The following is a 20,754-nucleotide window of genomic DNA, read 5'->3' on the forward strand; positions in this document are numbered from 1 at the left end:
AATCACCGAAAATAATCCACGGTATCCCGTTACTGACTCTGTCTGATGAGGGAAAGGAGTTCCCTCGCGTCTTTCAGTTTTTTCAGTCGCATCTCCTCCTCGATGCTCGGGGAGTCCAACCCCTCCAGTGCGTTGAGGGCGCGGTCGATTCCGTGGATGCTCCGGACGAGTCGCTCCCCCTCTTCTTCCGTCATCTCCTCGCGTTCGATTCTCTGTTTTCTGGCGAGACGCTCCCGTTTGAGTTTCGTCTTCATCTCCTCTACGGCGGCGCGTTCGCTCTCGGGAATCGCTTCGAGGCGCTTGCACTCGAAGACGAACTCCTGTACGTCTATCGTCGTGCCTTGTATCGTGAGTTCGTCGACCATCTGCTTCCCGACGGTTGCCGAGGGGCGCTGAATTCGGTCGAGAAGCCGTCGTCGTTGTCGTTCGTTCATGGCTTGGGTGGTTCGGCCTCATCCGTCAGTTGAACTGACAACGAAAAATGCGTTCGGAGCAACGAATTTCTCACTCAAAACTGACACCAACGTTTTCCTTCCGAGGGCCGAACCCCCGAACGATGAGCGACGGCGAATCGAACGCGACCGAGGTCCTCGACTCGGTGACCAACTCGACTCGGGTCGACATCCTGCGGGCGCTTGCGGACGCACACTCCGATTCGCCGACCGATCCGTGGCTCGCGTACAGCGAACTTCAGGAGGCCGTCGGCATCCGTGATAACGGAAATTTCAACTACCATCTCGACCAACTCGGGAGACTGGTCGTAAAGGGTTCGCCGGGATACAGACTCTCGCGTATCGGGATGTCGGTCGTTTCGGCCATCTCCTCCGGCGTCTTCGACACCGAACGGACGTGGGGGCCGGTGGAGGCACCCGGCCATTGCAGTCGCTGTGACGACCCATTGCAACTCCGCTACGAGGACGGCATCCTGTGGCTCACCTGCGGGACCGACGAGCATTCCGTCCCGCTTTCGATACCGCCGAGCCTCCTCGAATCGCACCCGGAGGGAGACGAGGAGGAAATCGTCGAGCGAATCGCGTTTCTCGAAAACCGATGGGGGTCGCTCACCCGTCGCGGAATCTGTTCGGAGTGTCAGGGGTACGTCGAGGGGAGAGTCGAGACGATACCCGAAGAATCCGAACGGTACCACTACCACGGCCTTTGTCGTCGGTGCGGGTTCCATCACGGAATCCCGGTCGGGATGTTCCTCGCCAGTCATCCCGCCGTGACGAGTTTCTACTACGACCGGGGAGTCGATGTCCAGACCACTCCGTTCTGGACGCTGGAGTTTTGCACGCCCGGCCACGAGACGGTGCTGTCCACGGACCCGCTCCGACTGGGAGTGGACGTGAATCTGGAGGACGAAACCCTCTCGCTCACGCTGGACCGGGACGGCACCGTGGTCTCGACCGCGATAGCGGGGTCGGCCGCCGAAAAACCGCGCAACTGCTGACTGTGCGTCCCCTCCGTCGAACCGGCGGCTGATGTCCTACTCGTCGTCGGCCGGTTCCGATTCGTTGTCGTCGTCGGTGGTCGCTTCCCCTTCGCCGTCGTCGCTCGTTTCCGACTCGCCACCCCGCGAAACCACGGGACCACCGCATTCGGGACACTCGTCGTGACTGGTGTAGAGGCGCTTTCCGCAGTCCGTACACTCGTAACTCGCCTCCTCGGCCGCGACCGACTCCGAAGTCCGCTTGAACTCCTCGACTTTCCGGCCGATGTTCTTGAACAATCCCATCGTTACCCGGAGAGAGGTGCATCGGACGGTTAAGTCTTGGTGAGCTGAGAGCTACGCGATACTCGTTCGAGCGGCGAACGGAGCCGAATCGTCGCCGATTCAGTCGAAGATCCGTTCCTTCGAGGACTCGCTGAAGCCGTCGCTCGCATCCCTCGTCGTCTCGTAGACGCGCCGGAGCTCGGCGATGGGTTCCTCGTGGGCGTCGACCCGTAAATCGTGGAAGGCGGTCGTTCGCGGCGCTTTGACCATCACCGCCGCCGAGGTGTGCCCGCGTTTGTCGCCCCCCGCGTTTTTTCCCGCCGCGAGGGCGTCGATGAGTCGGGACACGAGGTCCTCGTCGTCACCCTCCGCGAACGTCTCTGCCAGCGCGTCCAGCGTTTCCTCGCCGACGAGCATGTTCCCGGCCACGGTGAGGTCGCTTTCCTCGTGAACCTGATGCCCGAACCAGCCGTCACAGCCGTCCCCGGAGTGGGCGAAGGCGTTCCCACGCGCGTCGAGTCCGTGTACCTGCCGGAGGTGGCTGTGGTCGTCCTGTTCGAGCAATCCGGACAGCGCGTCGTCGACGCCGAGGTCGGGGAGGAGCGCGACGCCCCGACGCCCGAGACGGACGTTGACGAAGCTCTGCGTGCTGATGACCCCGTCGTGAGTGACACACGGTGCGAGCGCGCCGACGGCGGGTGCATCCGTGGCGACGGCGACGCCGAAACTGAATCCTTCCGCCCGTTCCTCCCTGACGCAGATGGAGAACGTCATTGGTATGCTATTCGTTCACACCCGGATAAGACACACCCCGGACCTATTTGGTATGTATTTTAGGCACGCTTCCGAGTATGACATGGTATGACGCAACCCGATTTGGACAGGTTTACTTCGCGACGATCGACCGTGTACGCGCCCAACGGCGTCGTCGCCACCAGTCAACCGCTCGCTTCGCAAGCGGGCGTCTCGATTCTGCAGCAGGGGGGGAACGCCTTCGATGCCGCCGTCGCCACCGCCGCCGCGCTCAACGTCGTCGAACCGACGAGTACCGGACTCGGCGGCGACGTGTTCGCGCTGTATCGCACCGCGGATGGCGACGTCGGCGCGATGCGGAGCTGTGGCGGTGCGCCCGCCGAGGCGACCATCGAAAACGTTCGAACGTCGTTGAAGGAACGCGACGACCCGACGGAGTGGTACCCCGAGAACCGGGGCTACGCCGTGGACGGAACGGAGGACACCGACGACCTCGGCATGCCGTTCCTCGGACCGCACGCCGTCACCGTCCCCGGAACCGCGCGCGGATGGGAAGCGACGATCCAGCGGTTCGGAAACCTCTCCCTCGGTGACTCGCTCCAACCCGCCATCGACTACGCCATCGGTGGCTATCCGGTATCGGAGGTCATCGCCTCCCACTGGGTCGGCGCGGAAACGCTCTTCAAAACCGACCACGCCCGCGAGGCGTATCTGAAAGACGGCACGGCACCGAAAGCGGGTGAAACCATGGCGCTTCCCCGCCTCGGCGAAAGTCTCCGTCGAATCGCGGAGGAGGGTGCGGACGTGCTGTACGAAGGCGACATCGCGGAGAAAATCGCGGCGGAGGTCCAGTCGCAGGGCGGCTTCCTCACCGTCGAGGACCTCGCGTCGTTCGAACCCGAATTCCCCGACCCGGTTTCGACGACGTACAACGGCGCGGAGATCTACGAACTGCCGCCGAACAATCAGGGGCTCATCGCGTTGGAGGCGCTCAACATCGCCGACGAACTCGGCGCGAACGACCACCCCATCGACTCCCCCGAACGCGTCCACTACTTCGCTGAGGCGATGAAACTCGCGTTCCACGACGGCCACCGGTACATCACCGACCCCGAGTACGAGGAAGTTCCGCCGCTGGCGTCCGACTCGTGGGCGAAGAAGCGGGCCGAACACGTCGGCGAGAGCGCGAACCACGACGTCTCGTTCGGCGTCCCCGACGCGAACGCGGAGGACGCCGACACCGTTCTCCTCTGCGTCGCGGACGACGAGGGGAACGTCGTCTCGTTCATCAACTCCCGCTTTGCCGGGTTCGGCTCCGGACTGGTCGCCGGGGACACCGGCATCGCGCTCCAGAACCGCGGTGCGTCCTTCTCGCTCGACCCCGACCATCCGAACCACCTCGAACCCGGAAAGCGTCCGTTCCACACCCTGATTCCGGCGCTCGCAAAATTCGACGACGACGACTGGGCCGCCTTCGGCGTGATGGGAGGCTACATGCAACCGCAGGGCCACGTCCAAGTCGTCTCGAACATCGTGGACTACGACCTGCCGCTACAGGCCGCACTCGACGAACCGCGCTGGCGCTACCGCGAGGACGGCACCCTCGCCGTCGAGGGGAGGATGGACGGCAACCTCGCCACGAAACTCACCCGAAAAGGACACGACGTTCGCGTTCTCGCGCCGGTGCTCTTCGGCGGCGCACAGATCGTGAGAAACGATAACGGCGTCCTCTCGGGCGCGACCGAACCGCGGAAGGACGGGAACGCCTCCGGGTACTGAACTACTCTTCTTCCTCTTCATCGTCGCTCTCCGCATCCGCCGCCTCTTCGTCATCGCCGTCTTCGTCTGCCGCTTCCTCCGGTTCCTCGGCGGATTCCGTCGTCGTACCGACGTCGGTGTCGTGAATCTCGATTTCCATCGGGCCGGTCCCCGACTCGCCGAGTTCCTCCAGTTCGTCGCCGAGGCTCGATTCGCTCTGGCTCTTCCCGAGGATGTAGCCCGCGATGAAGGAAACCCCGATGAGGGCGAGCGTTTTGAGTCCCGACCCGGAACTCCCCGCGTTCTCGGTTTCGGCTTCCGATTCCTCGTCCGTCGTGTTCTCGGACATACCATCCGGTTTGCGGGTGAGTGACTTTTCCGTTGTGGTCAGGGATAGAGATTCGCTGCCGTCGCTCGATATCTGACGGCGAAAAAATCCGGTTCGGGCCGGGTGTTCCCCTGCCCCCCAAAATCCGTTATTGTGCTTCCGCTTCGGTTTCGACCGACGGGTTCTGCTCGGTTTCGCTACCGGACTCCCGCATCTCTGCGAGTTCCGTCTCGACTTCCTCGCGACCTTTCTTGAACTCGCCCATGGCCTCGCCCGTGGAACGCGCGAGTTTTGGAATCTTGTTTGCACCGAACAGGAGGACCGCGATGAGCAGAATCACCGCGAGCTCCATCCCACCGGGAACCGGCCCGAACAGCGGAATCATTTCAACTACCATCTGTGTTAAACGATACCGGATGGTTATTTATAGGCTTTTTGCCTCGTGTCAACTGTTAACATCCGTTTGTTCGGACGCGGCGTCGACGGCCCTTCGAAATAATGACTGATATCTTTCACTACTCGTCCCATGATATCCATCACCATCCAAAAACTACCAGTTGGGTGCCTATGTCGTACTTTTACCGACCGGTCTATCACGAACATTCAGATATGTATCTGGACAAATCACAACGTTTATACAATTGCTCCGGCGCGAAACTGGATATGGAGTCACCAACTTCGTCGGAAACGGGAACGCAGAAACTACCGAAAAATACCCTCGCGTCGTTTTGCACTCGCGGGGTCACGTTCGGTCTCCTCGCGTATCTCGTCGGCTATCTACTCGTCGCCGCGCTGTTCGTCGTCGGCCCCGCGAACGTCGAGGGAACGCTCGGTGTCCAACTCAAGTGGTTCGGGTTCGCCTTCTACAACGCTCACTTCATCTCGATCGCCGTCGGGAACCAATCGTACAACTACATCACCGAGGCCACGAATCCGGCCGTGCCATCGTTCGTGTACTTCCTGATTCCGATCGTTTCGCTCCTCGCGACGAGTGCCGTGTTCTCCTCGCGCAATCGGATGGATGACCCCGTCGAAACCATCGTTTACTCCGGCGCGAGCATCACCGTCGGCTACGCGGTGGTCGCCGTCCTCGTCGCGCTCATGCTCACCCTTCACGTCGACTCGATCACGGCGCAACCGGACCTCCTCAAATCGGCTGTCATCGGTGCCGCGTATCCGGTCGTGCTGGCGACCGTTACGGCAGTCGCGGTCACGTTCCTGCGTCGCTAATCGCCGTACGCTCTTCTTTCGCGGTTACGCTCCCCTCTTCGACGAACTCGACCACCGCTTCCGTCCCCTGAAACCCGTCCGCCATCCGAGCGACGAGTTCGCCCTCCTCGAACAGTAACAGGGTCGGTACGCTCCGAACGTCGTAGCGTTCGACCAACGAGAGGTCGTCGCCGGGATTGACCATCACAACCGTGGCGTCGGTCACGCGAGCGACGTTCCCGACGACGGGTTCGATGGCCTGACAGAGGCCACAGCCGTTCGTGTAGCAATCGACCAAGAGGAGGTCGTGGTCGTCGATTGCCCGGTCGAGTTCGTCGCCGTCTTCGACTCGCAGCGGCTTCGTGTCGTCCTCGTTCACGGCCGAACTAGGTGTGCCGTGCACTTGGAGGATTCGTTTCCGGGATCCCGAGTTCCCCATTCCCGGTCGTCGCTTACGCGTGTCGTTCGATTTCCGAACGGAGCTTCGTCTCCATCTCCCGCGCTCCCTCGTTCGCGAACGAGAGCTGTGACCACCGCTCGTCGATGTCGGCCATCTCGGAGAGGAGACCGCCGCGGCGGTCGATTTCCAGCTTCACGTCCAGGCCCGTTTCGGTTTCGGTGGCGACGACTTCGAGTTCGTCGAGTTTTCCGGCGAAGGGTCCGGCGTGCGGGACGAACTCCAACTCCTGTACGAACCGTCCAGCGAAAATCGAACCAGGTGCCTGCTCGCACTGGGCTTTTCGGAGCCTGAATCCGAGCGAGTCGAGCGCATCCATGAACGCGCCGAGTTTCGGGCCGGGTTCGACCTGAATCGGGTCCCGGTCGTCGGGATCCACCGACCAGTCGATGTCGAGGCCGGTTTCGAGCCACACGTCCGTCCGACCGGCCGTGATGGGCGTATCGAGGGGGACGTCGATGGTGACGTGGAACGTCCGCTCCTCGTCCGGGCCGACGGTGAACGGGTCGGCGACGTGGAACTTGTCGATGACGCCGGTCCGTACGCTGTCGTCGGTTTCGTACCTTGTCAACAGCGCGAAATAGATGGCGTCGACTTCCTGTTCGGCGGAGCCACCTTCGACGCGAACTTCGGCGTCGACCGATTCACCGGCCGAGAGCGTAGTTTTCGGGAGGACGGTATCGACGCGAGCGGAACCAATGCCAACGCGGGAGAGAATTCGTTTCATTCCACCGGACACTTGCTCCATTTCCGATATAAGCTTTCTCGATGCGAGTCGATACCGTTCGACACGACTTTGTGCCTCCGTATCGCTCCTTCGAGCGATGTCCGTGCCGGAGCGCGTCCGTGAGTATCTTCGTTCCGAGGGAAAGGAGACGACCGTTGCGACGCTGCGCTGTGCCGACCGAGTTGCGGAGGGCTGGGACGGCGACTCGACCACCTCCCGAAACGCCGTCGTCGGACCGCTCTCGCGGGAACTTCGGGAAACGGGGTTGATGGCACGATTCCCGGACCTGCTCTCGGCGGCGGTCGCTGCCGCCGGATTTTCGCTTCCAGCGCGGCCGGTCCCCGCGCCGCCGTACGTCGTCGTTACCAGTCGCGGACCGGTCCTCCGCGCTACGCTCACGGGGGGTCGACTCGTCGTCTCGTTTCTCCTTTTCGACGTGATTCGTGGAAGTGAAACTCGGTACGTTCGGGCGGCAAACGACCTCCGGTCCGCTATCTCCGTCGAACTCAAATAGACCGTTTCGGTGGACAGTCGATGGTCGAACGTGGACCTTCCTCTATCGAACTCACTGTAGGAGTTGTATCACGTTCCGTCTTCGTCGCATTCGAGGATAGCGAGCAGTTCTAGCAGTCGCTCCGAATCTCCCGATAGCCGAACCACGTCCTTCTCCCGTTCGTACTCCACGACATCGTGGTCCGCCAGCCGGGGGATGTCGTTGTGGTAGAGGTTCTGATAGACGGACAAGACCTCGTCGTCGTCGGTTTCGGCAAGCGCGACATCGTTTTCCTCCGCTACGACTTCTTTCGCCACATCCGCTAACGGGAGCGCCACATCGTGCTGATTCAGGCGTTTTACGATGAGGCGTCGCCGTCGCTCCCCGAACAGGCGCAGTACCGTATCGACGGATAGCCCGTCGGGCGGCGGATCGCTGAACTCGTCGATTTTGGAATCCACAATCATACCTCTAGTAATGCCCTCCCAACGGAAAACGTCGTTGCGGAAACCACACCTCGTACGGTACGAATTCAACAGGACTCCTCCGATTTCGTGCTGGTTTTCACAATCCGAGTCACGGACCGACTCGGACGAAATCACGTTCGGTTCGGGGGCAGAACGAGTCCGTGGACGTTCGCGGCCGCTGTCACGGATCACTCATCGGTAACTTCCTCACCGAAGTGGTCGAACGGCCGGACGTGTTCGGTCTTCACGATGTCCGTACTCACGATGTCCATCCCGAGTTCGTGTACCCGTTCGGTTATCGAATCGGCCGTATCGGAGTCGGCGGCGACAGCCTCGACGTGCAGGTTTTCGGTTCCGGTCAACAGTTCCCGGACGGTGACGACTCCGGGCACTCCCATCACCCGGTCGGCGAGTTCCGACCGCTCGGACGGGGGTGCGCGGCAGACGATAATGACGTGTAGCTGATAGTTGGCCTGCTCGTAGTCGATATCCGGGTTGTATCCCTTGATGACTCCGGCCTCCTCCAATCGTTGGATTCGGTTCCTGACGGTGCTCGCCGACACGCCGACGGTTTCCCCCATCTCGGCCGCCGTGCTGTTTCGTGCGTCCCGTTGAAGCGCGTGGAGTATTCCCCGGTCAACGTCGTCGAGTTGAATCGGGCCCATGAACGGGACAACAGCGTTTTCGGTGATGAGGCTTGTGTCGGTTTCGCCGTCCGATTCCTACGGCGGTTCGACGCTCACGGTTCCCGCCGCGCCGCCCGCGATCGCACCTTCCGCTGCGATGATCGTCCCCGCGAGGAGTGGGAGAGCGATGCCGAGTTGCGCGTCGTACGCGGCGATCCAGAGCGGGATGCCGCCGGTCGCTATCAGGTAGTTCATCCCCCACATCGCGCCCACCTCGCTCCCCGGCGTCGACATCGTATAGCCGAGGACGACCGCGAGCATCGCGCCGCCGATCACTCCCGAAACCAGGCCGTGGTGAAGTCCGTCGCGCCAGTTTCCTCCCGCGAACCATCCGGCGACGTATCCCCCCGCGAGACCGACGCCGAGGAGGGCAACCGCCGCCGACGTACGGACGCTTCGCGGGAGGGGTATCGTCGCGCCGACGGCGACCGCGAGCAGTTCGACCAGCACCCCTGCACCGACCGCTTCGAATCGCATGCCCCACACTGGGCGTTTCGTGCGGGAAGGCGTTTCGGCTCCCCTCCACCTGATTCGAACGCTCGATGGGGTTCGAACGTTAAGTGTCCCCGCGCCGTCGTCCCGGTATGGCCCGGCGACTCGCTCCCGGCGTATGGGTGCTCGAACTCGCGGTCCCCGTCGTCGGCGCGAACGCCTTTCTCGTAGATGACGGCGAGGTGACGCTCGTGGACGCGGGTTTGCCACGATTCGGCTTGTGCCGTGAACTCCGCGACGCGGGCCACGACGCCGGCGACATCGACCGCGTGCTGGTCACACACTACGACATCGACCACATCGGTGGCCTCCGTGACCTCCCCGTTCGCGACGTCCCGGTGTTCGTCGGCGAGCGGGATGCGGCCCTCCTCACCGGGACGTACGACCCGCCGCTCTTCCACCACAAGGGCGCGTTCCACCGTTTCGCCCGCCGGGTCGTTTCGATTCCGTCCCGGTTCGACGTGCGCCCCGTCTCGAACGGCACGCGAGTCGGCGAGTTCACGGCCTACCATACACCCGGCCACAATCCGGGCCACACGGTCTACGTCCACGAGCGGTTGAGACTCGGTCTCCTCGGCGACCTCGTCTGGGAGCGCGACGGGACGCTCACGCCACCCAAATGGTGGGACTCCTACGACACCGGGGAAATCAAGCGCAGTATTCGGGCGTTCGCCGGTTCCGTTCCGCCGTTCGACCTCCTCTGTATGGGCCACGGTACGCCGATTCTGCGCGGCGGGTCGGACGCGCTCGCGTCGTTGGCTCGGCGATTGTGACGCGTTTCGACGTTTCTCGTTGTAGTATCGTTTCTCGCCTCCAGCGTACGCGCTCCCGTTCGAAACTATCGGTTCCTTTCAGCCGTAACTCCAATCGATGGGGTCCACCCACCCCCGATTTTCGGCTTCGCTCGGGACGCGAAGCGTCCCTCGCTCTGCCTCGTCTCCCGCCCCGTTTCGGCCGGACGAGCAATCGTCCGATATCGGCATCAGGGATTTCCGTCTCTCACACACCGTCCGCTTCCCTATCGGGGTGGGACGCCGGGCGGACCGAGCGGACGTTTTGCGTCCGCGAGGGGAGCGGGCGGTGGGTGGTCCCTAGCGACTGCAATCACCATCGTCGGTGGGCAACTTCATCCGACTTCTCCATCCGACTTCCTCACCCGACTTCTCCACTTCCCCGCTCACACGCCGAGTTCGTCGGCGAAGTCGTGCAGCGAATGGACGGTCAGGTCCGGTTCGCCGTCGAACGGTTCCCACGGCACGTCCTTCCGGTTCAGCCACACGCCCTGCATCCCGGCGTGGCTCGCGCCCAGCACGTCGAACCACCCGGCGGTGACGTGGGCGAGTTCCGCTATCGGCGTGCCGATTCTGTCCGCGGCGTGGCGATACAGTTCCGCGTCGGGTTTGAACGTCGCCACCTCGTCGGCGCTGATGGTGTCCGAAAGCAGGTCACCGATGTCCGCTTGTTCGACCATCGATTCGAGCATCTCGGGGTTGCCGTTGGAGACGACGTAGCAGTCGTAGCCGCCGTCACGCAACCGCTCGATGCCGTCCCGAACGTCGTCGAACACGTCGAGTTCGTGGTAGACGGCGAGGATTTCGTCGCGCTCCTCGTTCGAGACGTCGGCGTCGTGGACCGAAAGGGCGTATTCGAGCGCGTCGCGATTCATCTCGTAGAACGGCTGGTAGGCGTCCACGTGGTTCGCGACGAAGGTGTATTCGAGCGAGCGGGCGCGCCAGAGTTTCGATACCGGTTCCGGGTCGGAAACGCGCTCGGCGAGCGCTTTCTCCGCGGCGTCCACGTCTACCAGCGTACTGTACGAGTCGAACGTCACCGTCGAAACGCGGTCGAAATCGAAGGCCATGTGTCGAGTCGGTTTGGGTGGCGACGAGTTAACCGCTGGGGGCTTGAGCGTCGGGGGAAGGCGACAGTACGATTATCAATTTCCCCGTCGTACGGCCGCTATGACCACGACAACGGGCGATTCGCTCCTTCGACTCCTCGTCGTCGCGCTTCTCGTCCTGCTGTTCATACCGATGCTGGTGATGTTCTTCGCCTTCCCGATGATGGGCGGATGGATGATGGGTGGCCGGTACGGCGGATACGGCGCGATGTCCGTCTGGGGGGTGGCTGATCATGCTCCTTCCATTCGGTCTCCTCGTCGCCCTCGGCGTTCTCGTCTACCGAATACTTCGTGACGGCGAGTTCGGAACCGACCCCGCGCTTTCCGAACTCCGGATGGCGTACGCTCGCGGCGACATCTCGGAAGAGGAGTTCGAACGGCGACGGGAGCGACTCCGCGGCGAGGACTGACGGTCAGTCCGCAGTGTGGCCGCTATCGTCCCGCATCTCCTTTGGGTTCATCATCCCCTCCTTGACCCCGAATCGGACGAGCGCGGCGTTCACGGGGTAGGCGAACAGGAATCCGACCGAGAGCGAGAAGACGAGCGATCCCCAGAACAGAAGCTCGCCGAATTTCGCTCCTCCCGCCAACAGGAGGTCGGTGCCGATGGCCGTGATTTCCATGACGGTTATCGACGGTGTCTCGCTGTAGAAGGCGTCCCTGAAGGCCGATCCGAACCCTTCGCCTTCCTGCATCAGCGGTCCCATCGTCAGCGCGTAGCCGAAGGTGTACGCGAGAGCGAACGTCCCCACGGCCTGCACGAGCGTGCTTCCGATGGCGAGCGCGCCCGCGATGGAGACCATTCCGACGACCTCTCCCGCTCCACATCCGGAGTAACAGTGGGCGGTCGAGCGAAAACCGCGACGCCAGAGCGAGTCGTGAGAGATTTGCGTTCGTCCGGCGAACCAGTAGATAGCCAACCCGAACGGCCCGGAGTACAGCACCACGAGCGTCCAGACGAACTTCATCAGCGACGGGAGCGCTTCGTTTCGCTTCCGGATGTCCCACCAGAGGATGCCGACACAGACGAGGAGAAGGAGTCCCCAGATCCCGAGCATCGTCGGACTCGACAGTATGGGTTTCAACAGATTTCTCACTGGTTCGAACGCGTGTTCCACCTCCTTTCGAACATGTGTGAGTTGCATACGATGAACACCTCTCTTTACCGCGGTCGGATTGGAACGTATGTGATGGCGCTTTTATACCGTTCCGGCTAATCGAGGCGAAAAACGGGCCGTCGAAACGCCGGAAATCCAATCCACACCCGACTAGTGGTTTCTGTCGTCTTTGCTATTGGTGGCCGGACACGCGAACCGGTTCGTAGGGCTCTTCGAGATACTCCATGTCGCCCGAAGAGAGGTCGATGTCGAGCGCTTCGACGGCCTCCTCCAAGTGTTCGATGCTGGTCGTCCCGACGATGGGTGCGTCCACGACGTCTTTGTGGAAGAGCCACGCCAGCGCGATTTGCGCCATCGTGACGCCCTTCCCGTCGGCGAGTTCCTGCACGCGCTCGTTGATTTCGTCGCCGCCGCCTTCAGCGTAGGGGTGTTCGTGAGCGTAGTCGTCCGTCTTACCGCGGGTGGTGTCCTCGAACGCCTCGTGTGGACGGGTGAGGTAGCCACGGGCCAGCGGACTCCACGGGATGACGCCCATCCCTTCCTTCTCACAGAGCGGCAGCATCTCGCGTTCCTCCTCTCGATACGTGAGGTTGTAGTGGTTCTGCATCGTGACGAACCAGTCCAGTCCGATCCGCTCGCTTGCGTACAGCGCCTCGGCGAGTTGGTGTGCCCACATCGAACTCGCGCCAAGGTAGCGCACCTTCTCGCGTCGAACCGCATCGTCCAGCGCCCGCATGGTGGTTTCGATGGGCGTGTCGGGGTCCCAGCGGTGAATCTGGTAGAGGTCGATGGTATCCATCCCGAGTCGCTCGCGGGAGTTGTCGAGTTCCTGCTCGATGGCCTTCCGCGACAATCCTCCGGAGTTCGGGTCGTCCTCGTTCATCTGGAAGTAGCCCTTCGTGGCGACGACCATCTCGTCGCGTCGGCCGTCCAGTGCCTTCCCGAGGATTCGCTCGCTTTCGCCCACCGAGTACATGTTCGCCGTATCGAAGAAGTTGATACCGAGGTCGATGGCGCGGTCGATGATGGGCATGCTTTCCTCCTCGTCGAGCACCCACTCGCGCCAGTCGCTCGACCCGAAGCTCATACAGCCGAGACAGATGCGGCTGACTTCCATTCCGGTGTCGCCGAGCGTCGTGTACTCCATGTACGTTCGCTCGCTTCCGCCGAGCAAAAAGCTACGGGCAACGGTGATTCGTTCGGCAAAAGCGGTCGCCTTCACGTTCAGAATTGCCCAATTCGGCTCAAACGACGCCATTGATTTCGATAATACTAATTATTAGGAAACGAATACGATAGTTGACAGAGAAGCTGAAACAATGATCGATGACATCCGCGTACTATCCGTTAACCCTCTCTCGGATGCGGGTGTTTCCTCGGATCGTCTCTCCGAAGTCGCAGACGATCTCTTCGTTTTGGAGGCACAATCCGCCGACGAAGCACTCGATATATTGGACGAATATCATATCGACTGCGTTCTCAGCGCTCACATGCTTCCAGAATCCGACGGCATCGAACTGTTACACGCGGTTAGAAAGAAGTGGGCCGACCTTCCGTTCCTCCTCTACACCGAATCCGGAAGCGAACGAATCGCCAGCGAAGCCATTTCCGCCGGCGTGAGCGATTATCTCCGCGCCGAGGAAACGGACGCGGAGACGCTCGTAGAGAGAGCGGAACGGTTGGTGCATCTGTCCGATACGAACGGACCGAACCGACGATTCAACCACTATCGATCCATCGTGCAGGCGATGGGTGACGGCGTGTACACGCTGGATCCGAACGGGTACATGACCGCCGTCAACGATACGCTCGTCGATATCTCCGGGTACGAACGCGACGAACTACTCGGCCAACACGTATCACTCCTGCTGGCTGAGGAGAGCGTGAAGCGTGGCACACGCCTCATCAAGGACCTCCTCGATGGCGGCGACGACGTCGGCACGATACGGGCGATACTCCATACGGCGGACGGGCGGACCATCTCGTGCGAAGGTCGAATCGGATTACTCGTTCACGACGACGTGTTTCGGGGGACGGTCGGCGTCTTCCGGAGTATCGAGGAACACGAACACGTCAAGAAGGAACTCCGCGATGAGAAACGACGAATCGAGGAACTCCACGAGGTCGCATCCGAGATGGAGACGTGCCAGACGACGACCGACATCTGTGAGTTGACCGTCGAGGCCGCGGAAAGCATCCTCCAGTTCGACATCTGCGGCGTCGATCTCATCGAGGGCGACCACTTCGTCCCGGCCGCGATTTCGACCGGCATGACGGACGACGGGTACACCGAACTCCGTATCGACGAGGGTATCGCCGGAAAAACACACCAGAACGGAGAAACCTACGTCCTCGACGACGTGCGAACGGAGTCGGATGCGGTTCCGGCACAGGCGGAGTATCGCTCCCTCCTCAGCGTCCCCATCGGCGACGTGGGTATCTTTCAGGCGGGGTCCCGCGACGTCGCTTCCTTCGACCAAGACGACGCCGAACTGGCCGAACTGTTGCTTTCACACACCGTGGAAGCGCTTCGTCGAATCGGTTCACAGACCGCCCTCCGCGAAAGCGAGGAGAAGTATCGCACGCTGGTCGAACAGAGCCACGACGCGATTTACATCTACCGCAACGACAAGTTCGAGTTCATAAACCAGCGTGTGTGCGCGCTGTCCGGGTACACCCGTGACGAACTCATGGGGATGGAGATCTGGGAGTTGATACACCCGGACGACCGCGAGGAGGTACGGCGAATCGCGAGCGGTCGAGGTCGGGGCGAACGCTTCCCTCACTACGAAGCACGCGTCGAAACCAAGGAAGGTGACATCCATCACGTCGAATTCAGCGTCCGAGTCATCACGTACGACGGCGAACGGGCGTTTCTCGGCTCGGCCCGCGACGTGACGAAGCGAAAACAGCGAAAACAGGAACTCCAGCGGCAGAACGAGCGGTTGGAGGAGTTCGCCAGCGTCATCTCCCACGACTTGCGCAACCCGTTGAACGTCGCACAGGGACACCTCGAACTCGCCAGAGAGCGCGAGGAGGACGTTCACTTCGAGAAATCCGAAAACGCCCTCGACCGCATGGAAACCCTGATCGCCGACCTATTGACGTTGGCACGAGAGGGACACGTCGTCAACGAAACGGAGTCGGTCGAACTCCCGAAGATCGTACGACAGGCGTGGTCGAGCGTCGACACCTGCGAAAGCGTGCTCGTCGTGGACAAACTCGGCACTCTCGATGCCGACCCCGGCCGTCTGCAGGAACTGTTCGAAAACCTGTTTCGGAACGCCGTCGAACACGCCGGGGACGAGACGACCGTTCGCGTCGGCGAACTGGCGGACGGCTTTTTCGTGGAGGACGACGGTCCCGGAATCCCGCCCGAAGACCGCGAGGCCGTGTTCGAACACGGGTACACGACGGTACGGGACGGGTCGGGATTGGGGCGGTCGATAGTCTCAACCATCGCCAATGCACACGGGTGGTCTATCTCCGTTCGCGACGGACCGGACGGCGGGGCTCGGTTTCGGATTTGCGGGATCCAGTAGTCCCATGGATCCCCTTCCCCGAACTACAGCCGCCGAAACCCGTCCACGGTCGGTGCTGGCAGCGGACTCGACTGTAACCCGGCGTTCGGTTCCGGATCGTTGTATCCCCGCGGAGCGACGTCGTTCGGTCCGTCCGGGTAGAACAACGACGCCAACAGTTGAATCTGTCCGCGGCCGACGCCGAGTTCGAACTGCCCGCCGCCGTACAGGCGAACCCCCCGTTCGGCACAGTAATCGAGCGCGTCGAACAGCGATTCCACGCTTCCGAAGCGCGACGGCTTGATGTTCAGCCATCGCGGTTCGAACGGGCGCGATTCGATGCTTTCGACGCCTGTGATCGGTGCATCCCACGACACGCGCTCGCTCGCGGAATCGAGAACGGCCGCGGTTTCGTCGGTGTACGCGGGGTCCTCGATGACGGCGTCCGGCAACGCGTCGGCGACGCGCTGGTACAGTTCCGCGTTCGGGGATTGACCCACCTCGGCCTCACCGTACTCCGCTTTCATGTCCACGATGCGGACCCGCTCCGTCGCGGCCAGTTCCGAGACGAGTTCGTCGTCCCACTCCGGCGTGGCGTCGAGTTTGAACCCCAACTCGGGATCGATATCGAGCCAATCGCGTACCCGCTCGGCGCTCGGCGGGTCGCCCAACCGCGTACTCACGACGAACCGCACCTGTTCGGGCGTGCGGTCGAGGAGCGACGCGAGGTCCGTGTCGGCCTGCCGAAGCGCGAGGTCGAGCGCCGCGCTCTCGAATGCCCACTGGCGGTAGTGTCGGAAGTCCTCCCGTGACGGTCCGACGGGGAACAGGTCGAGTTTCGATAGCTCCGCCGAGAACTCGTCGAGGGTGTAGGAACCGGTCAATTCGAATTCCAACTCTTCCAATCCGCGCTGGTCCTCCGCGTCGTACGTCACGTCCTCGCCCTTTCCGATTTCGCCGCCGCCACGGAGGGTGATTTCGGTCGTGACGCGCGTGAAATCACTCGACGTCTCGCGTTCGTGCGGTTCGAACGAGCAGGAGTCGATTTCGAGCGACAGGTCCGCGACTGACTCGTAGAGTGTCATCCCTTCGGAAATCGTGGGCGACCGGGACAACGTTTTCTATCATATTTCAATCACTAAACCGCCGATCCCTCCCTCCGTCTCGTCCAGAAACGCGCTGGATTCCGATGGTGCTCGTATCGCCGACACAAAACGATTAGCGATGACGCTTATCCCTCTTCCAAGATGAATGGTAGAAAAATGTTCGAAGTTGATGATCTCTCGCCCCGTTCTTGGAGGTCCTCCGACACCTCTCCCTTTCTCGACGACGCACCCCGGACGGACAAGGGAGCGCGAGCGTAGCGATGGTCCTCGCCGAGGTTCACATCAGTCACTCCGACCTCGCGCTGGCGCGAACGATATGCGAACGGCCCGACGTGACTATTCACCGTGAATTCCAACCGGTTCAGACCGACTCCGAGCTACTCCTCTTCTTTTCCGTCGAAGGGGTCGATTTGGACGGATTCGACGACGCTTTGGATGGTGACCCGACCGTCTCGAATCCCCGTCTCGTTGCCGATTACGGGTCACAACGGATCTACCGGGTTCGAATCGAGGAGTCCGCGAAAACCGTCACGCCGACGCTCGCGGAGTTGGGGTACAGATTCTCAACGTCCGAAGCGACGGAAAAGGGTGGGAGCTTCAATTACAACTCCCCGATAAAGACGCGCTGGTCGCGTTTCGGGAGCACTGTCGGAACGAGGGCGTTTCGTTCCGGGTCGAAACCCTCTACGTCGAAACCGATGGGGGGCGACGGACGAATTTTGGCCTGACAGGGAGGCAGCACGATATACTCGAGACGGCGTACGAGCGGGGCTACTTCGACGACCCGCGTGCTGTGACCTTGCAGGAACTCGCCGCTAGCGCTGACGTCTCCTCTTCGGCGCTGGGTCGACGAATCCGGCGGGCGTTGAAGCGACTCGTCGAGAAAGCACTCGGTCACTGATACCATCTTCTCGCGTGTTGCTGCCCCCTGATAAAGACGCACGTAGTGAACGGGGGGACTGACGACCTGCTACCGCCTCCTTACAACTATGGAACGTAACTATGAACGTGATTACACCGACGAACGGCGACACGAGCCGGTCGTATTCGAAAGCGGGGACTACGCCACGGTCAGTGACGCGGTCGTGGACGCGGTTTCGACCGTCGCTTCCATCGACCCGCTCGATATGGACCCACTCTACTTCAGCATCGATTTGGACGCGTTGGAGCGTATCGTCGGCCCGAAACTGAACGGACGACGTCGAAGCGGACGAGTCGTCGTCGAGTTCGAGGTGGACGAGTACGATATCGCGGTGAACAGCGACGGTCTCATCTCCGTATTGGACACCCGCTACCGAAACGAATGACATGGAAACACTACCGACGTGCACGCTTCGGCCGCCGAACGGGAGGAACGCCGCCAATCGAAGGCCACGTGACGTACTTTTTCGACGAAAACAGCTATGACGGACGAAACTGACATCGAGATCGACTCCTCCGACCGATTCACCGCCGTTTTGGAGGCGGCGCTGGCGGCCGCCCATCGAAACGATATCGACGTCGAAGGCGGATGGCTGATCGAATCCCCGTCGTCCGACGTTCCGAACTGGGACGTCGAAATCTGGCAAACGGGGGAGTGATGGCCTCGAACCGAGGCCATCCGAGACGTCCCGACCGAAAACGGCATCTCTAGCCGTTCGAGGCCAACCATCTGGCCAACGGTTTCGGATACTCCTCACCGAGCGTGACGCCGTATCTGTCCTGTTCCTCGGGGGTGAGTCGCCACGGTTCGTGTGCTTTCTCGTCGGGCACGTCCCGTAGTTCCGGGAGCCAGTACTTGACGTACGTCGCATCCGGGTCGTACCGGCCGGCCTGCCACTGCACGTCGAACGAGCGGTTTCGTGAATCGTTGCCGACGCCCGCGACGTACGCCCAGTTGCCGTAGTTGCTCGCCGGGTCGTAATCCACGAGCGTCGTTTCGAAGTACGCCGCCCCCTTTCGCCAGTCGATGCGGAGGTCGTTCGCCAGTACGCTGGCGACGTTCTGCCGCCCGCGGTTCGACATGTATCCGGTCCCGTTCAACTCCCGCATGTTGGCGTCGACGAACGGGATGCCGGTCTCGCCGCGCTTCCAGCGCTCGAATTCGGTTTTTCCGTCGCCTCCCGTCTCGGTTTCCCCGTCTCCACCGTTTCCGCTGTCTCCGTCTTCCGCTCCGCTTCGCCAGTCCACGTTCCGGCGACGGATTCCCTCTCGCTTGAAGAACTGATTTCCGTGTTTGGCGAACTGAAACTGGAAGAAATCCCGCCACAGCAGTTCGAACACGAGCCAGTAGGTCGATTCGTTTTCGACCCGCTCGCGCTCGTATCGCTCGACGGTTTCGAACACCGTCCGCGGCGACAGGCACCCCGAGTTGAGCCACGGCGAGAGCTTCGAGGAGTAATCCGACCCCAACAGCCCGTTTCGCGTCTCCTTGTACCCGCGGAGACGGTCGCGTTTCCAGACGTACCGTTCCAACCGGTCGAGCCCCGCCGTTTCGCCGCCTTCGAAGTCGAGGACGCTTCGTTCGTCCGGCGTCACCGGTTCCACTCCGAGATCGACGAACGACGGAACCGTTCCGGGTTCGATTTCGCCACCGTCCCCGACTTCAGCCGGTACCGGCGGAAGCGTCGTCGGCGCTTCGATGGGAGGGCGAACCCCAGCGTCGGAACGCTCGACCGTCCCTCGAAACGACGTGAACGTGTCGTCGATGTCGGCGATCGGTACTGACAGGTCGTCGGGATGATAGAGCGTGTGGCCCCACACCGCTTCGATAGCGGTGTCTCCACGCGTCTCCGAATCGCGGATTTCCCTCGTCACCGCGTGCTCGACGGCCCGTTCCTCCGCCGTCGGCGCGGTGTGGAAGCTCACGACGTCGGCGTCGATGGCCGCGGCGAGCGACGGAACGACCTCCTCGGGCCGTCCGTGGCGAACGACCAGTTCGTTTCCCATCCCGCCGAGCGACGCTCCGAGGGCTTCGACGCTCTCCCGGAGAAATCGCGTTCGGTGGCTTCCCGTCTTCGTGTATCGAAACGAGCGTTCCCCGCCGTACTCCCTCGAACCGAACGCCCGTGGGTCGAAGCAGTACACGCAGAGGAGTCGGTCTGCATCAGTTGCGGCGGCGAGCGCACGATTGTCACGAACGCGGAGGTCGGTCCGAAGCCAGACGAGCGCGGTTTCCATGCCGTCCGTTCAGTCCGCGAGTACTTCGCCTATCTCCCTAACTGAGTCGAGTACGTAGTCCGGCGTCACCGTCGACTCGGCGAGGTCCGCGGCCGTCGTCACGCCCGAACGGACCAGCGCCGTCGTCGCGCCGATCCGCTCCCCGAGTGCGATATCGGTGTCGAGTCTGTCGCCCACGACGAGACACTCCTCGGGCGACACGCCGAGGTGGGACAGCGCGGCCTGCCCCGCGTCCGCCGACGGCTTTCCGAGGACGTGGTCCGGGTCCCGCCCCGCAACGCCCGCGATGGCGTTGAGGATGGCACCCGACCCCGGAACCAGTCGCTCGCGGGCGGGTATCGTCACGTCCGGGTCCGTCCCGACGAACAGTGCCCCGTCTTCGAGCGCCCAGAACGCCTCCGTGAGCGCCTCGTAGTCGAACGCGCGGTCGATGGACGCGACGACGACATCGGCCACATCCGGATCGTCGCGAACCCTGAACCCGCGCGATTCGAGCAACTCGCCGAGATACGCCTCTCCGACGACGAAAACGTCCCGTCCGGCGTGTTCGGCTTCGAGGAACTCCGCCGTGACGAGCGCCGAGGTGAGTACCTCCTCGGCGTCGATGGCGATGCCATTCGTCGCGAGTCTGTCGACGTAGTGTTCCGGCGGTCGAGTCGGATTGTTCGAGAAGAAGAGCGGCGTGATTCCCGCTTCTCGCAACGTTCTCACGGCGTCCCCCGCACCGGGAAGGCCGTCGTCGCCGCGAACGAGCGTTCCATCCACGTCCACAACCGCGCCGCGATAGGTCGCCATTGGCGGGGTAGACGGACCCCGGGGTGTTGAGTCGTCCGGTGGAGCGGTGGACTACGACCGATGGATGGCGG

At 62.2% G+C, this 20,754-nt stretch carries 28 protein-coding genes; 11 read left to right on the forward strand and 17 right to left on the reverse strand.

The features are described from left to right. Positions 1 to 29: 29 nt before the first annotated feature. Positions 30 to 434 (reverse strand): DUF5788 family protein, encoded by a 405-nt coding sequence (locus tag ACGYLY_RS14130; protein WP_395280958.1) that lies wholly within the window; start codon positions 432 to 434, stop codon positions 30 to 32. Positions 435 to 556: 122 nt separating this feature from the next. On the opposite strand from ACGYLY_RS14130, the gene ACGYLY_RS14135 reads away from it, so the two are divergent. After that, positions 557 to 1,450, forward strand: a complete 894-nt coding sequence (locus tag ACGYLY_RS14135) for a hypothetical protein (protein WP_395280956.1) — start codon at positions 557 to 559, stop codon at positions 1,448 to 1,450. Between the two features lie 36 nt (positions 1,451 to 1,486). On the opposite strand, the gene ACGYLY_RS14140 is transcribed toward ACGYLY_RS14135, so the two are convergent. Next, on the reverse strand, positions 1,487 to 1,735 hold the full coding sequence (locus ACGYLY_RS14140; RefSeq protein WP_395280955.1) for a DUF1272 domain-containing protein: 249 nt from the start codon (positions 1,733 to 1,735) through the stop codon (positions 1,487 to 1,489). A 99-nt stretch (positions 1,736 to 1,834) separates the two neighbouring features. Further along, positions 1,835 to 2,488, reverse strand: coding sequence for a DUF1028 domain-containing protein (locus tag ACGYLY_RS14145; RefSeq protein ID WP_395280954.1), 654 nt, complete (start codon positions 2,486 to 2,488; stop codon positions 1,835 to 1,837). An 87-nt stretch (positions 2,489 to 2,575) separates the two neighbouring features. On the opposite strand from ACGYLY_RS14145, the gene ggt reads away from it, so the two are divergent. Then, entirely contained in the window at positions 2,576 to 4,246 is a 1,671-nt protein-coding gene (gene ggt, locus ACGYLY_RS14150; protein ID WP_395280953.1) for a gamma-glutamyltransferase, read from the forward strand. Between the two features lies 1 nt (position 4,247). Here ggt and ACGYLY_RS14155 read toward each other — a convergent pair whose 3' ends face one another. Both ACGYLY_RS14155 and ACGYLY_RS14160 read right to left on the reverse strand, forming a co-directional pair. Further along, positions 4,248 to 4,574 carry a hypothetical protein gene (locus ACGYLY_RS14155; RefSeq protein ID WP_395280952.1) on the reverse strand — a complete coding sequence of 109 codons (327 nt, stop codon included), beginning with the start codon at positions 4,572 to 4,574 and terminating at the stop codon, positions 4,248 to 4,250. Between the two features lie 127 nt (positions 4,575 to 4,701). Continuing rightward, positions 4,702 to 4,950: a twin-arginine translocase TatA/TatE family subunit gene (locus tag ACGYLY_RS14160; RefSeq protein WP_231186921.1), complete on the reverse strand. Its 249-nt coding sequence runs from the start codon at positions 4,948 to 4,950 to the stop codon at positions 4,702 to 4,704. A 266-nt stretch (positions 4,951 to 5,216) separates the two neighbouring features. Between ACGYLY_RS14160 and ACGYLY_RS14165 the strand changes: the two genes are divergently transcribed. Next, positions 5,217 to 5,783, forward strand: coding sequence for a hypothetical protein (locus ACGYLY_RS14165; protein WP_395280950.1), 567 nt, complete (start codon positions 5,217 to 5,219; stop codon positions 5,781 to 5,783). Here ACGYLY_RS14165 and ACGYLY_RS14170 read toward each other — a convergent pair. Together ACGYLY_RS14170 and ACGYLY_RS14175 are read right to left on the reverse strand one after the other, a co-directional pair. Continuing rightward, on the reverse strand, positions 5,764 to 6,201 hold the full coding sequence (locus ACGYLY_RS14170) for a thioredoxin family protein (RefSeq protein WP_395280949.1): 438 nt from the start codon (positions 6,199 to 6,201) through the stop codon (positions 5,764 to 5,766). The genes ACGYLY_RS14165 and ACGYLY_RS14170 overlap by 20 nt on opposite strands. A gap of 13 nt (positions 6,202 to 6,214) precedes the next feature. Further along, positions 6,215 to 6,946 carry a sporulation protein gene (locus ACGYLY_RS14175; RefSeq protein ID WP_395280948.1) on the reverse strand — a complete coding sequence of 244 codons (732 nt, stop codon included), beginning with the start codon at positions 6,944 to 6,946 and terminating at the stop codon, positions 6,215 to 6,217. Between the two features lie 97 nt (positions 6,947 to 7,043). On the opposite strand from ACGYLY_RS14175, the gene ACGYLY_RS14180 reads away from it, so the two are divergent. Then, positions 7,044 to 7,460, forward strand: a complete 417-nt coding sequence (locus ACGYLY_RS14180) for a hypothetical protein (RefSeq protein ID WP_395280947.1) — start codon at positions 7,044 to 7,046, stop codon at positions 7,458 to 7,460. Between the two features lie 68 nt (positions 7,461 to 7,528). On the opposite strand, the gene ACGYLY_RS14185 is transcribed toward ACGYLY_RS14180, so the two are convergent. From ACGYLY_RS14185 to ACGYLY_RS14195, 3 genes are all read right to left on the reverse strand, one after another. After that, on the reverse strand, positions 7,529 to 7,906 hold the full coding sequence (locus ACGYLY_RS14185; RefSeq protein ID WP_395280946.1) for a hypothetical protein: 378 nt from the start codon (positions 7,904 to 7,906) through the stop codon (positions 7,529 to 7,531). 188 nt (positions 7,907 to 8,094) lie between these two features. Then, a complete protein-coding gene (locus ACGYLY_RS14190; protein WP_395280945.1) occupies positions 8,095 to 8,571 on the reverse strand; it encodes an Lrp/AsnC family transcriptional regulator in 477 nt (158 codons plus the stop codon). Positions 8,572 to 8,628: 57 nt separating this feature from the next. Beyond that, complete coding sequence (locus tag ACGYLY_RS14195) at positions 8,629 to 9,069, reverse strand: hypothetical protein (protein WP_395280944.1); 441 nt, start codon at positions 9,067 to 9,069, stop codon at positions 8,629 to 8,631. A 107-nt stretch (positions 9,070 to 9,176) separates the two neighbouring features. Between ACGYLY_RS14195 and ACGYLY_RS14200 the strand changes: the two genes are divergently transcribed. Then, positions 9,177 to 9,857, forward strand: coding sequence for an MBL fold metallo-hydrolase (locus ACGYLY_RS14200; protein WP_395280943.1), 681 nt, complete (start codon positions 9,177 to 9,179; stop codon positions 9,855 to 9,857). A 78-nt stretch (positions 9,858 to 9,935) separates the two neighbouring features. On the opposite strand, the gene ACGYLY_RS14205 is transcribed toward ACGYLY_RS14200, so the two are convergent. Together ACGYLY_RS14205 and ACGYLY_RS14210 are read right to left on the reverse strand one after the other, a co-directional pair. Beyond that, positions 9,936 to 10,067, reverse strand: a complete 132-nt coding sequence (locus ACGYLY_RS14205) for a hypothetical protein (protein ID WP_395280942.1) — start codon at positions 10,065 to 10,067, stop codon at positions 9,936 to 9,938. A 194-nt stretch (positions 10,068 to 10,261) separates the two neighbouring features. Beyond that, entirely contained in the window at positions 10,262 to 10,945 is a 684-nt protein-coding gene (locus ACGYLY_RS14210) for a haloacid dehalogenase type II (protein WP_395280941.1), read from the reverse strand. A 272-nt stretch (positions 10,946 to 11,217) separates the two neighbouring features. Here ACGYLY_RS14210 and ACGYLY_RS14215 point away from each other — a divergent pair, with 272 nt between their 5' ends. Further along, positions 11,218 to 11,394 (forward strand): SHOCT domain-containing protein, encoded by a 177-nt coding sequence (locus tag ACGYLY_RS14215; RefSeq protein WP_395280940.1) that lies wholly within the window; start codon positions 11,218 to 11,220, stop codon positions 11,392 to 11,394. Between the two features lie 3 nt (positions 11,395 to 11,397). Here ACGYLY_RS14215 and ACGYLY_RS14220 read toward each other — a convergent pair whose 3' ends face one another. Continuing rightward, the gene (locus tag ACGYLY_RS14220) at positions 11,398 to 12,129 is read right to left on the reverse strand and encodes a DUF4396 domain-containing protein (RefSeq protein ID WP_395280939.1); all 732 of its coding nucleotides are present in this window, start codon (positions 12,127 to 12,129) and stop codon (positions 11,398 to 11,400) included. Positions 12,130 to 12,274: 145 nt separating this feature from the next. Continuing rightward, on the reverse strand, positions 12,275 to 13,249 hold the full coding sequence (locus ACGYLY_RS14225; protein WP_395284103.1) for an aldo/keto reductase: 975 nt from the start codon (positions 13,247 to 13,249) through the stop codon (positions 12,275 to 12,277). Positions 13,250 to 13,421: 172 nt separating this feature from the next. Between ACGYLY_RS14225 and ACGYLY_RS14230 the strand changes: the two genes are divergently transcribed. Then, positions 13,422 to 15,644 carry a PAS domain S-box protein gene (locus tag ACGYLY_RS14230; RefSeq protein WP_395280937.1) on the forward strand — a complete coding sequence of 741 codons (2,223 nt, stop codon included), beginning with the start codon at positions 13,422 to 13,424 and terminating at the stop codon, positions 15,642 to 15,644. Positions 15,645 to 15,667: 23 nt separating this feature from the next. Here ACGYLY_RS14230 and ACGYLY_RS14235 read toward each other — a convergent pair whose 3' ends face one another. Beyond that, positions 15,668 to 16,708: a hypothetical protein gene (locus ACGYLY_RS14235; RefSeq protein WP_395280936.1), complete on the reverse strand. Its 1,041-nt coding sequence runs from the start codon at positions 16,706 to 16,708 to the stop codon at positions 15,668 to 15,670. 209 nt (positions 16,709 to 16,917) lie between these two features. Here ACGYLY_RS14235 and ACGYLY_RS14240 point away from each other — a divergent pair, with 209 nt between their 5' ends. From ACGYLY_RS14240 to ACGYLY_RS14255, 4 genes are all read left to right on the forward strand, one after another. Beyond that, positions 16,918 to 17,457: a bacterio-opsin activator domain-containing protein gene (locus tag ACGYLY_RS14240; RefSeq protein WP_395280935.1), complete on the forward strand. Its 540-nt coding sequence runs from the start codon at positions 16,918 to 16,920 to the stop codon at positions 17,455 to 17,457. 17 nt (positions 17,458 to 17,474) lie between these two features. Continuing rightward, positions 17,475 to 17,630 carry a helix-turn-helix domain-containing protein gene (locus tag ACGYLY_RS14245; RefSeq protein ID WP_395291257.1) on the forward strand — a complete coding sequence of 52 codons (156 nt, stop codon included), beginning with the start codon at positions 17,475 to 17,477 and terminating at the stop codon, positions 17,628 to 17,630. Between the two features lie 88 nt (positions 17,631 to 17,718). Further along, on the forward strand, positions 17,719 to 18,036 hold the full coding sequence (locus ACGYLY_RS14250; RefSeq protein WP_395280934.1) for a HalOD1 output domain-containing protein: 318 nt from the start codon (positions 17,719 to 17,721) through the stop codon (positions 18,034 to 18,036). A 96-nt stretch (positions 18,037 to 18,132) separates the two neighbouring features. After that, positions 18,133 to 18,309, forward strand: a complete 177-nt coding sequence (locus ACGYLY_RS14255; protein WP_395280933.1) for a hypothetical protein — start codon at positions 18,133 to 18,135, stop codon at positions 18,307 to 18,309. A 49-nt stretch (positions 18,310 to 18,358) separates the two neighbouring features. Here ACGYLY_RS14255 and ACGYLY_RS14260 read toward each other — a convergent pair whose 3' ends face one another. Together ACGYLY_RS14260 and ACGYLY_RS14265 are read right to left on the reverse strand one after the other, a co-directional pair. Beyond that, positions 18,359 to 19,888: a DASH family cryptochrome gene (locus tag ACGYLY_RS14260; protein ID WP_395280932.1), complete on the reverse strand. Its 1,530-nt coding sequence runs from the start codon at positions 19,886 to 19,888 to the stop codon at positions 18,359 to 18,361. 9 nt (positions 19,889 to 19,897) lie between these two features. Continuing rightward, on the reverse strand, positions 19,898 to 20,683 hold the full coding sequence (locus tag ACGYLY_RS14265; protein ID WP_395280931.1) for an HAD-IIA family hydrolase: 786 nt from the start codon (positions 20,681 to 20,683) through the stop codon (positions 19,898 to 19,900). Positions 20,684 to 20,754 lie beyond the last annotated feature (71 nt).

It is taken from the genome of Haladaptatus sp. CMAA 1909, from assembly GCF_043952005.1.
In the GTDB taxonomy this organism is placed as follows: domain Archaea; phylum Halobacteriota; class Halobacteria; order Halobacteriales; family Haladaptataceae; genus Haladaptatus.

What these genes read in the sequence shown, in the direction of transcription:
- ACGYLY_RS14130 (WP_395280958.1), bottom strand. Translation starts at nt 434, where the DNA reads ATGAACGAACGACAACGACGACGGCTTCTCGACCGAATTCAGCGCCCC.
- ACGYLY_RS14135 (WP_395280956.1), top strand. Translation starts at nt 557, where the DNA reads ATGAGCGACGGCGAATCGAACGCGACCGAGGTCCTCGACTCGGTGACC.
- ACGYLY_RS14140 (WP_395280955.1), bottom strand. Translation starts at nt 1,735, where the DNA reads ATGGGATTGTTCAAGAACATCGGCCGGAAAGTCGAGGAGTTCAAGCGG.
- ACGYLY_RS14145 (WP_395280954.1), bottom strand. Translation starts at nt 2,488, where the DNA reads ATGACGTTCTCCATCTGCGTCAGGGAGGAACGGGCGGAAGGATTCAGT.
- ggt (WP_395280953.1), top strand. Translation starts at nt 2,576, where the DNA reads ATGACGCAACCCGATTTGGACAGGTTTACTTCGCGACGATCGACCGTG.
- ACGYLY_RS14155 (WP_395280952.1), bottom strand. Translation starts at nt 4,574, where the DNA reads ATGTCCGAGAACACGACGGACGAGGAATCGGAAGCCGAAACCGAGAAC.
- ACGYLY_RS14160 (WP_231186921.1), bottom strand. Translation starts at nt 4,950, where the DNA reads ATGGTAGTTGAAATGATTCCGCTGTTCGGGCCGGTTCCCGGTGGGATG.
- ACGYLY_RS14165 (WP_395280950.1), top strand. Translation starts at nt 5,217, where the DNA reads ATGGAGTCACCAACTTCGTCGGAAACGGGAACGCAGAAACTACCGAAA.
- ACGYLY_RS14170 (WP_395280949.1), bottom strand. Translation starts at nt 6,201, where the DNA reads ATGGGGAACTCGGGATCCCGGAAACGAATCCTCCAAGTGCACGGCACA.
- ACGYLY_RS14175 (WP_395280948.1), bottom strand. Translation starts at nt 6,946, where the DNA reads ATGAAACGAATTCTCTCCCGCGTTGGCATTGGTTCCGCTCGCGTCGAT.
- ACGYLY_RS14180 (WP_395280947.1), top strand. Translation starts at nt 7,044, where the DNA reads ATGTCCGTGCCGGAGCGCGTCCGTGAGTATCTTCGTTCCGAGGGAAAG.
- ACGYLY_RS14185 (WP_395280946.1), bottom strand. Translation starts at nt 7,906, where the DNA reads ATGATTGTGGATTCCAAAATCGACGAGTTCAGCGATCCGCCGCCCGAC.
- ACGYLY_RS14190 (WP_395280945.1), bottom strand. Translation starts at nt 8,571, where the DNA reads ATGGGCCCGATTCAACTCGACGACGTTGACCGGGGAATACTCCACGCG.
- ACGYLY_RS14195 (WP_395280944.1), bottom strand. Translation starts at nt 9,069, where the DNA reads ATGCGATTCGAAGCGGTCGGTGCAGGGGTGCTGGTCGAACTGCTCGCG.
- ACGYLY_RS14200 (WP_395280943.1), top strand. Translation starts at nt 9,177, where the DNA reads ATGGCCCGGCGACTCGCTCCCGGCGTATGGGTGCTCGAACTCGCGGTC.
- ACGYLY_RS14205 (WP_395280942.1), bottom strand. Translation starts at nt 10,067, where the DNA reads ATGCCGATATCGGACGATTGCTCGTCCGGCCGAAACGGGGCGGGAGAC.
- ACGYLY_RS14210 (WP_395280941.1), bottom strand. Translation starts at nt 10,945, where the DNA reads ATGGCCTTCGATTTCGACCGCGTTTCGACGGTGACGTTCGACTCGTAC.
- ACGYLY_RS14215 (WP_395280940.1), top strand. Translation starts at nt 11,218, where the DNA reads ATGCTCCTTCCATTCGGTCTCCTCGTCGCCCTCGGCGTTCTCGTCTAC.
- ACGYLY_RS14220 (WP_395280939.1), bottom strand. Translation starts at nt 12,129, where the DNA reads ATGCAACTCACACATGTTCGAAAGGAGGTGGAACACGCGTTCGAACCA.
- ACGYLY_RS14225 (WP_395284103.1), bottom strand. Translation starts at nt 13,249, where the DNA reads ATGGAGTACACGACGCTCGGCGACACCGGAATGGAAGTCAGCCGCATC.
- ACGYLY_RS14230 (WP_395280937.1), top strand. Translation starts at nt 13,422, where the DNA reads ATGATCGATGACATCCGCGTACTATCCGTTAACCCTCTCTCGGATGCG.
- ACGYLY_RS14235 (WP_395280936.1), bottom strand. Translation starts at nt 16,708, where the DNA reads ATGACACTCTACGAGTCAGTCGCGGACCTGTCGCTCGAAATCGACTCC.
- ACGYLY_RS14250 (WP_395280934.1), top strand. Translation starts at nt 17,719, where the DNA reads ATGGAACGTAACTATGAACGTGATTACACCGACGAACGGCGACACGAG.
- ACGYLY_RS14255 (WP_395280933.1), top strand. Translation starts at nt 18,133, where the DNA reads ATGACGGACGAAACTGACATCGAGATCGACTCCTCCGACCGATTCACC.
- ACGYLY_RS14260 (WP_395280932.1), bottom strand. Translation starts at nt 19,888, where the DNA reads ATGGAAACCGCGCTCGTCTGGCTTCGGACCGACCTCCGCGTTCGTGAC.
- ACGYLY_RS14265 (WP_395280931.1), bottom strand. Translation starts at nt 20,683, where the DNA reads ATGGCGACCTATCGCGGCGCGGTTGTGGACGTGGATGGAACGCTCGTT.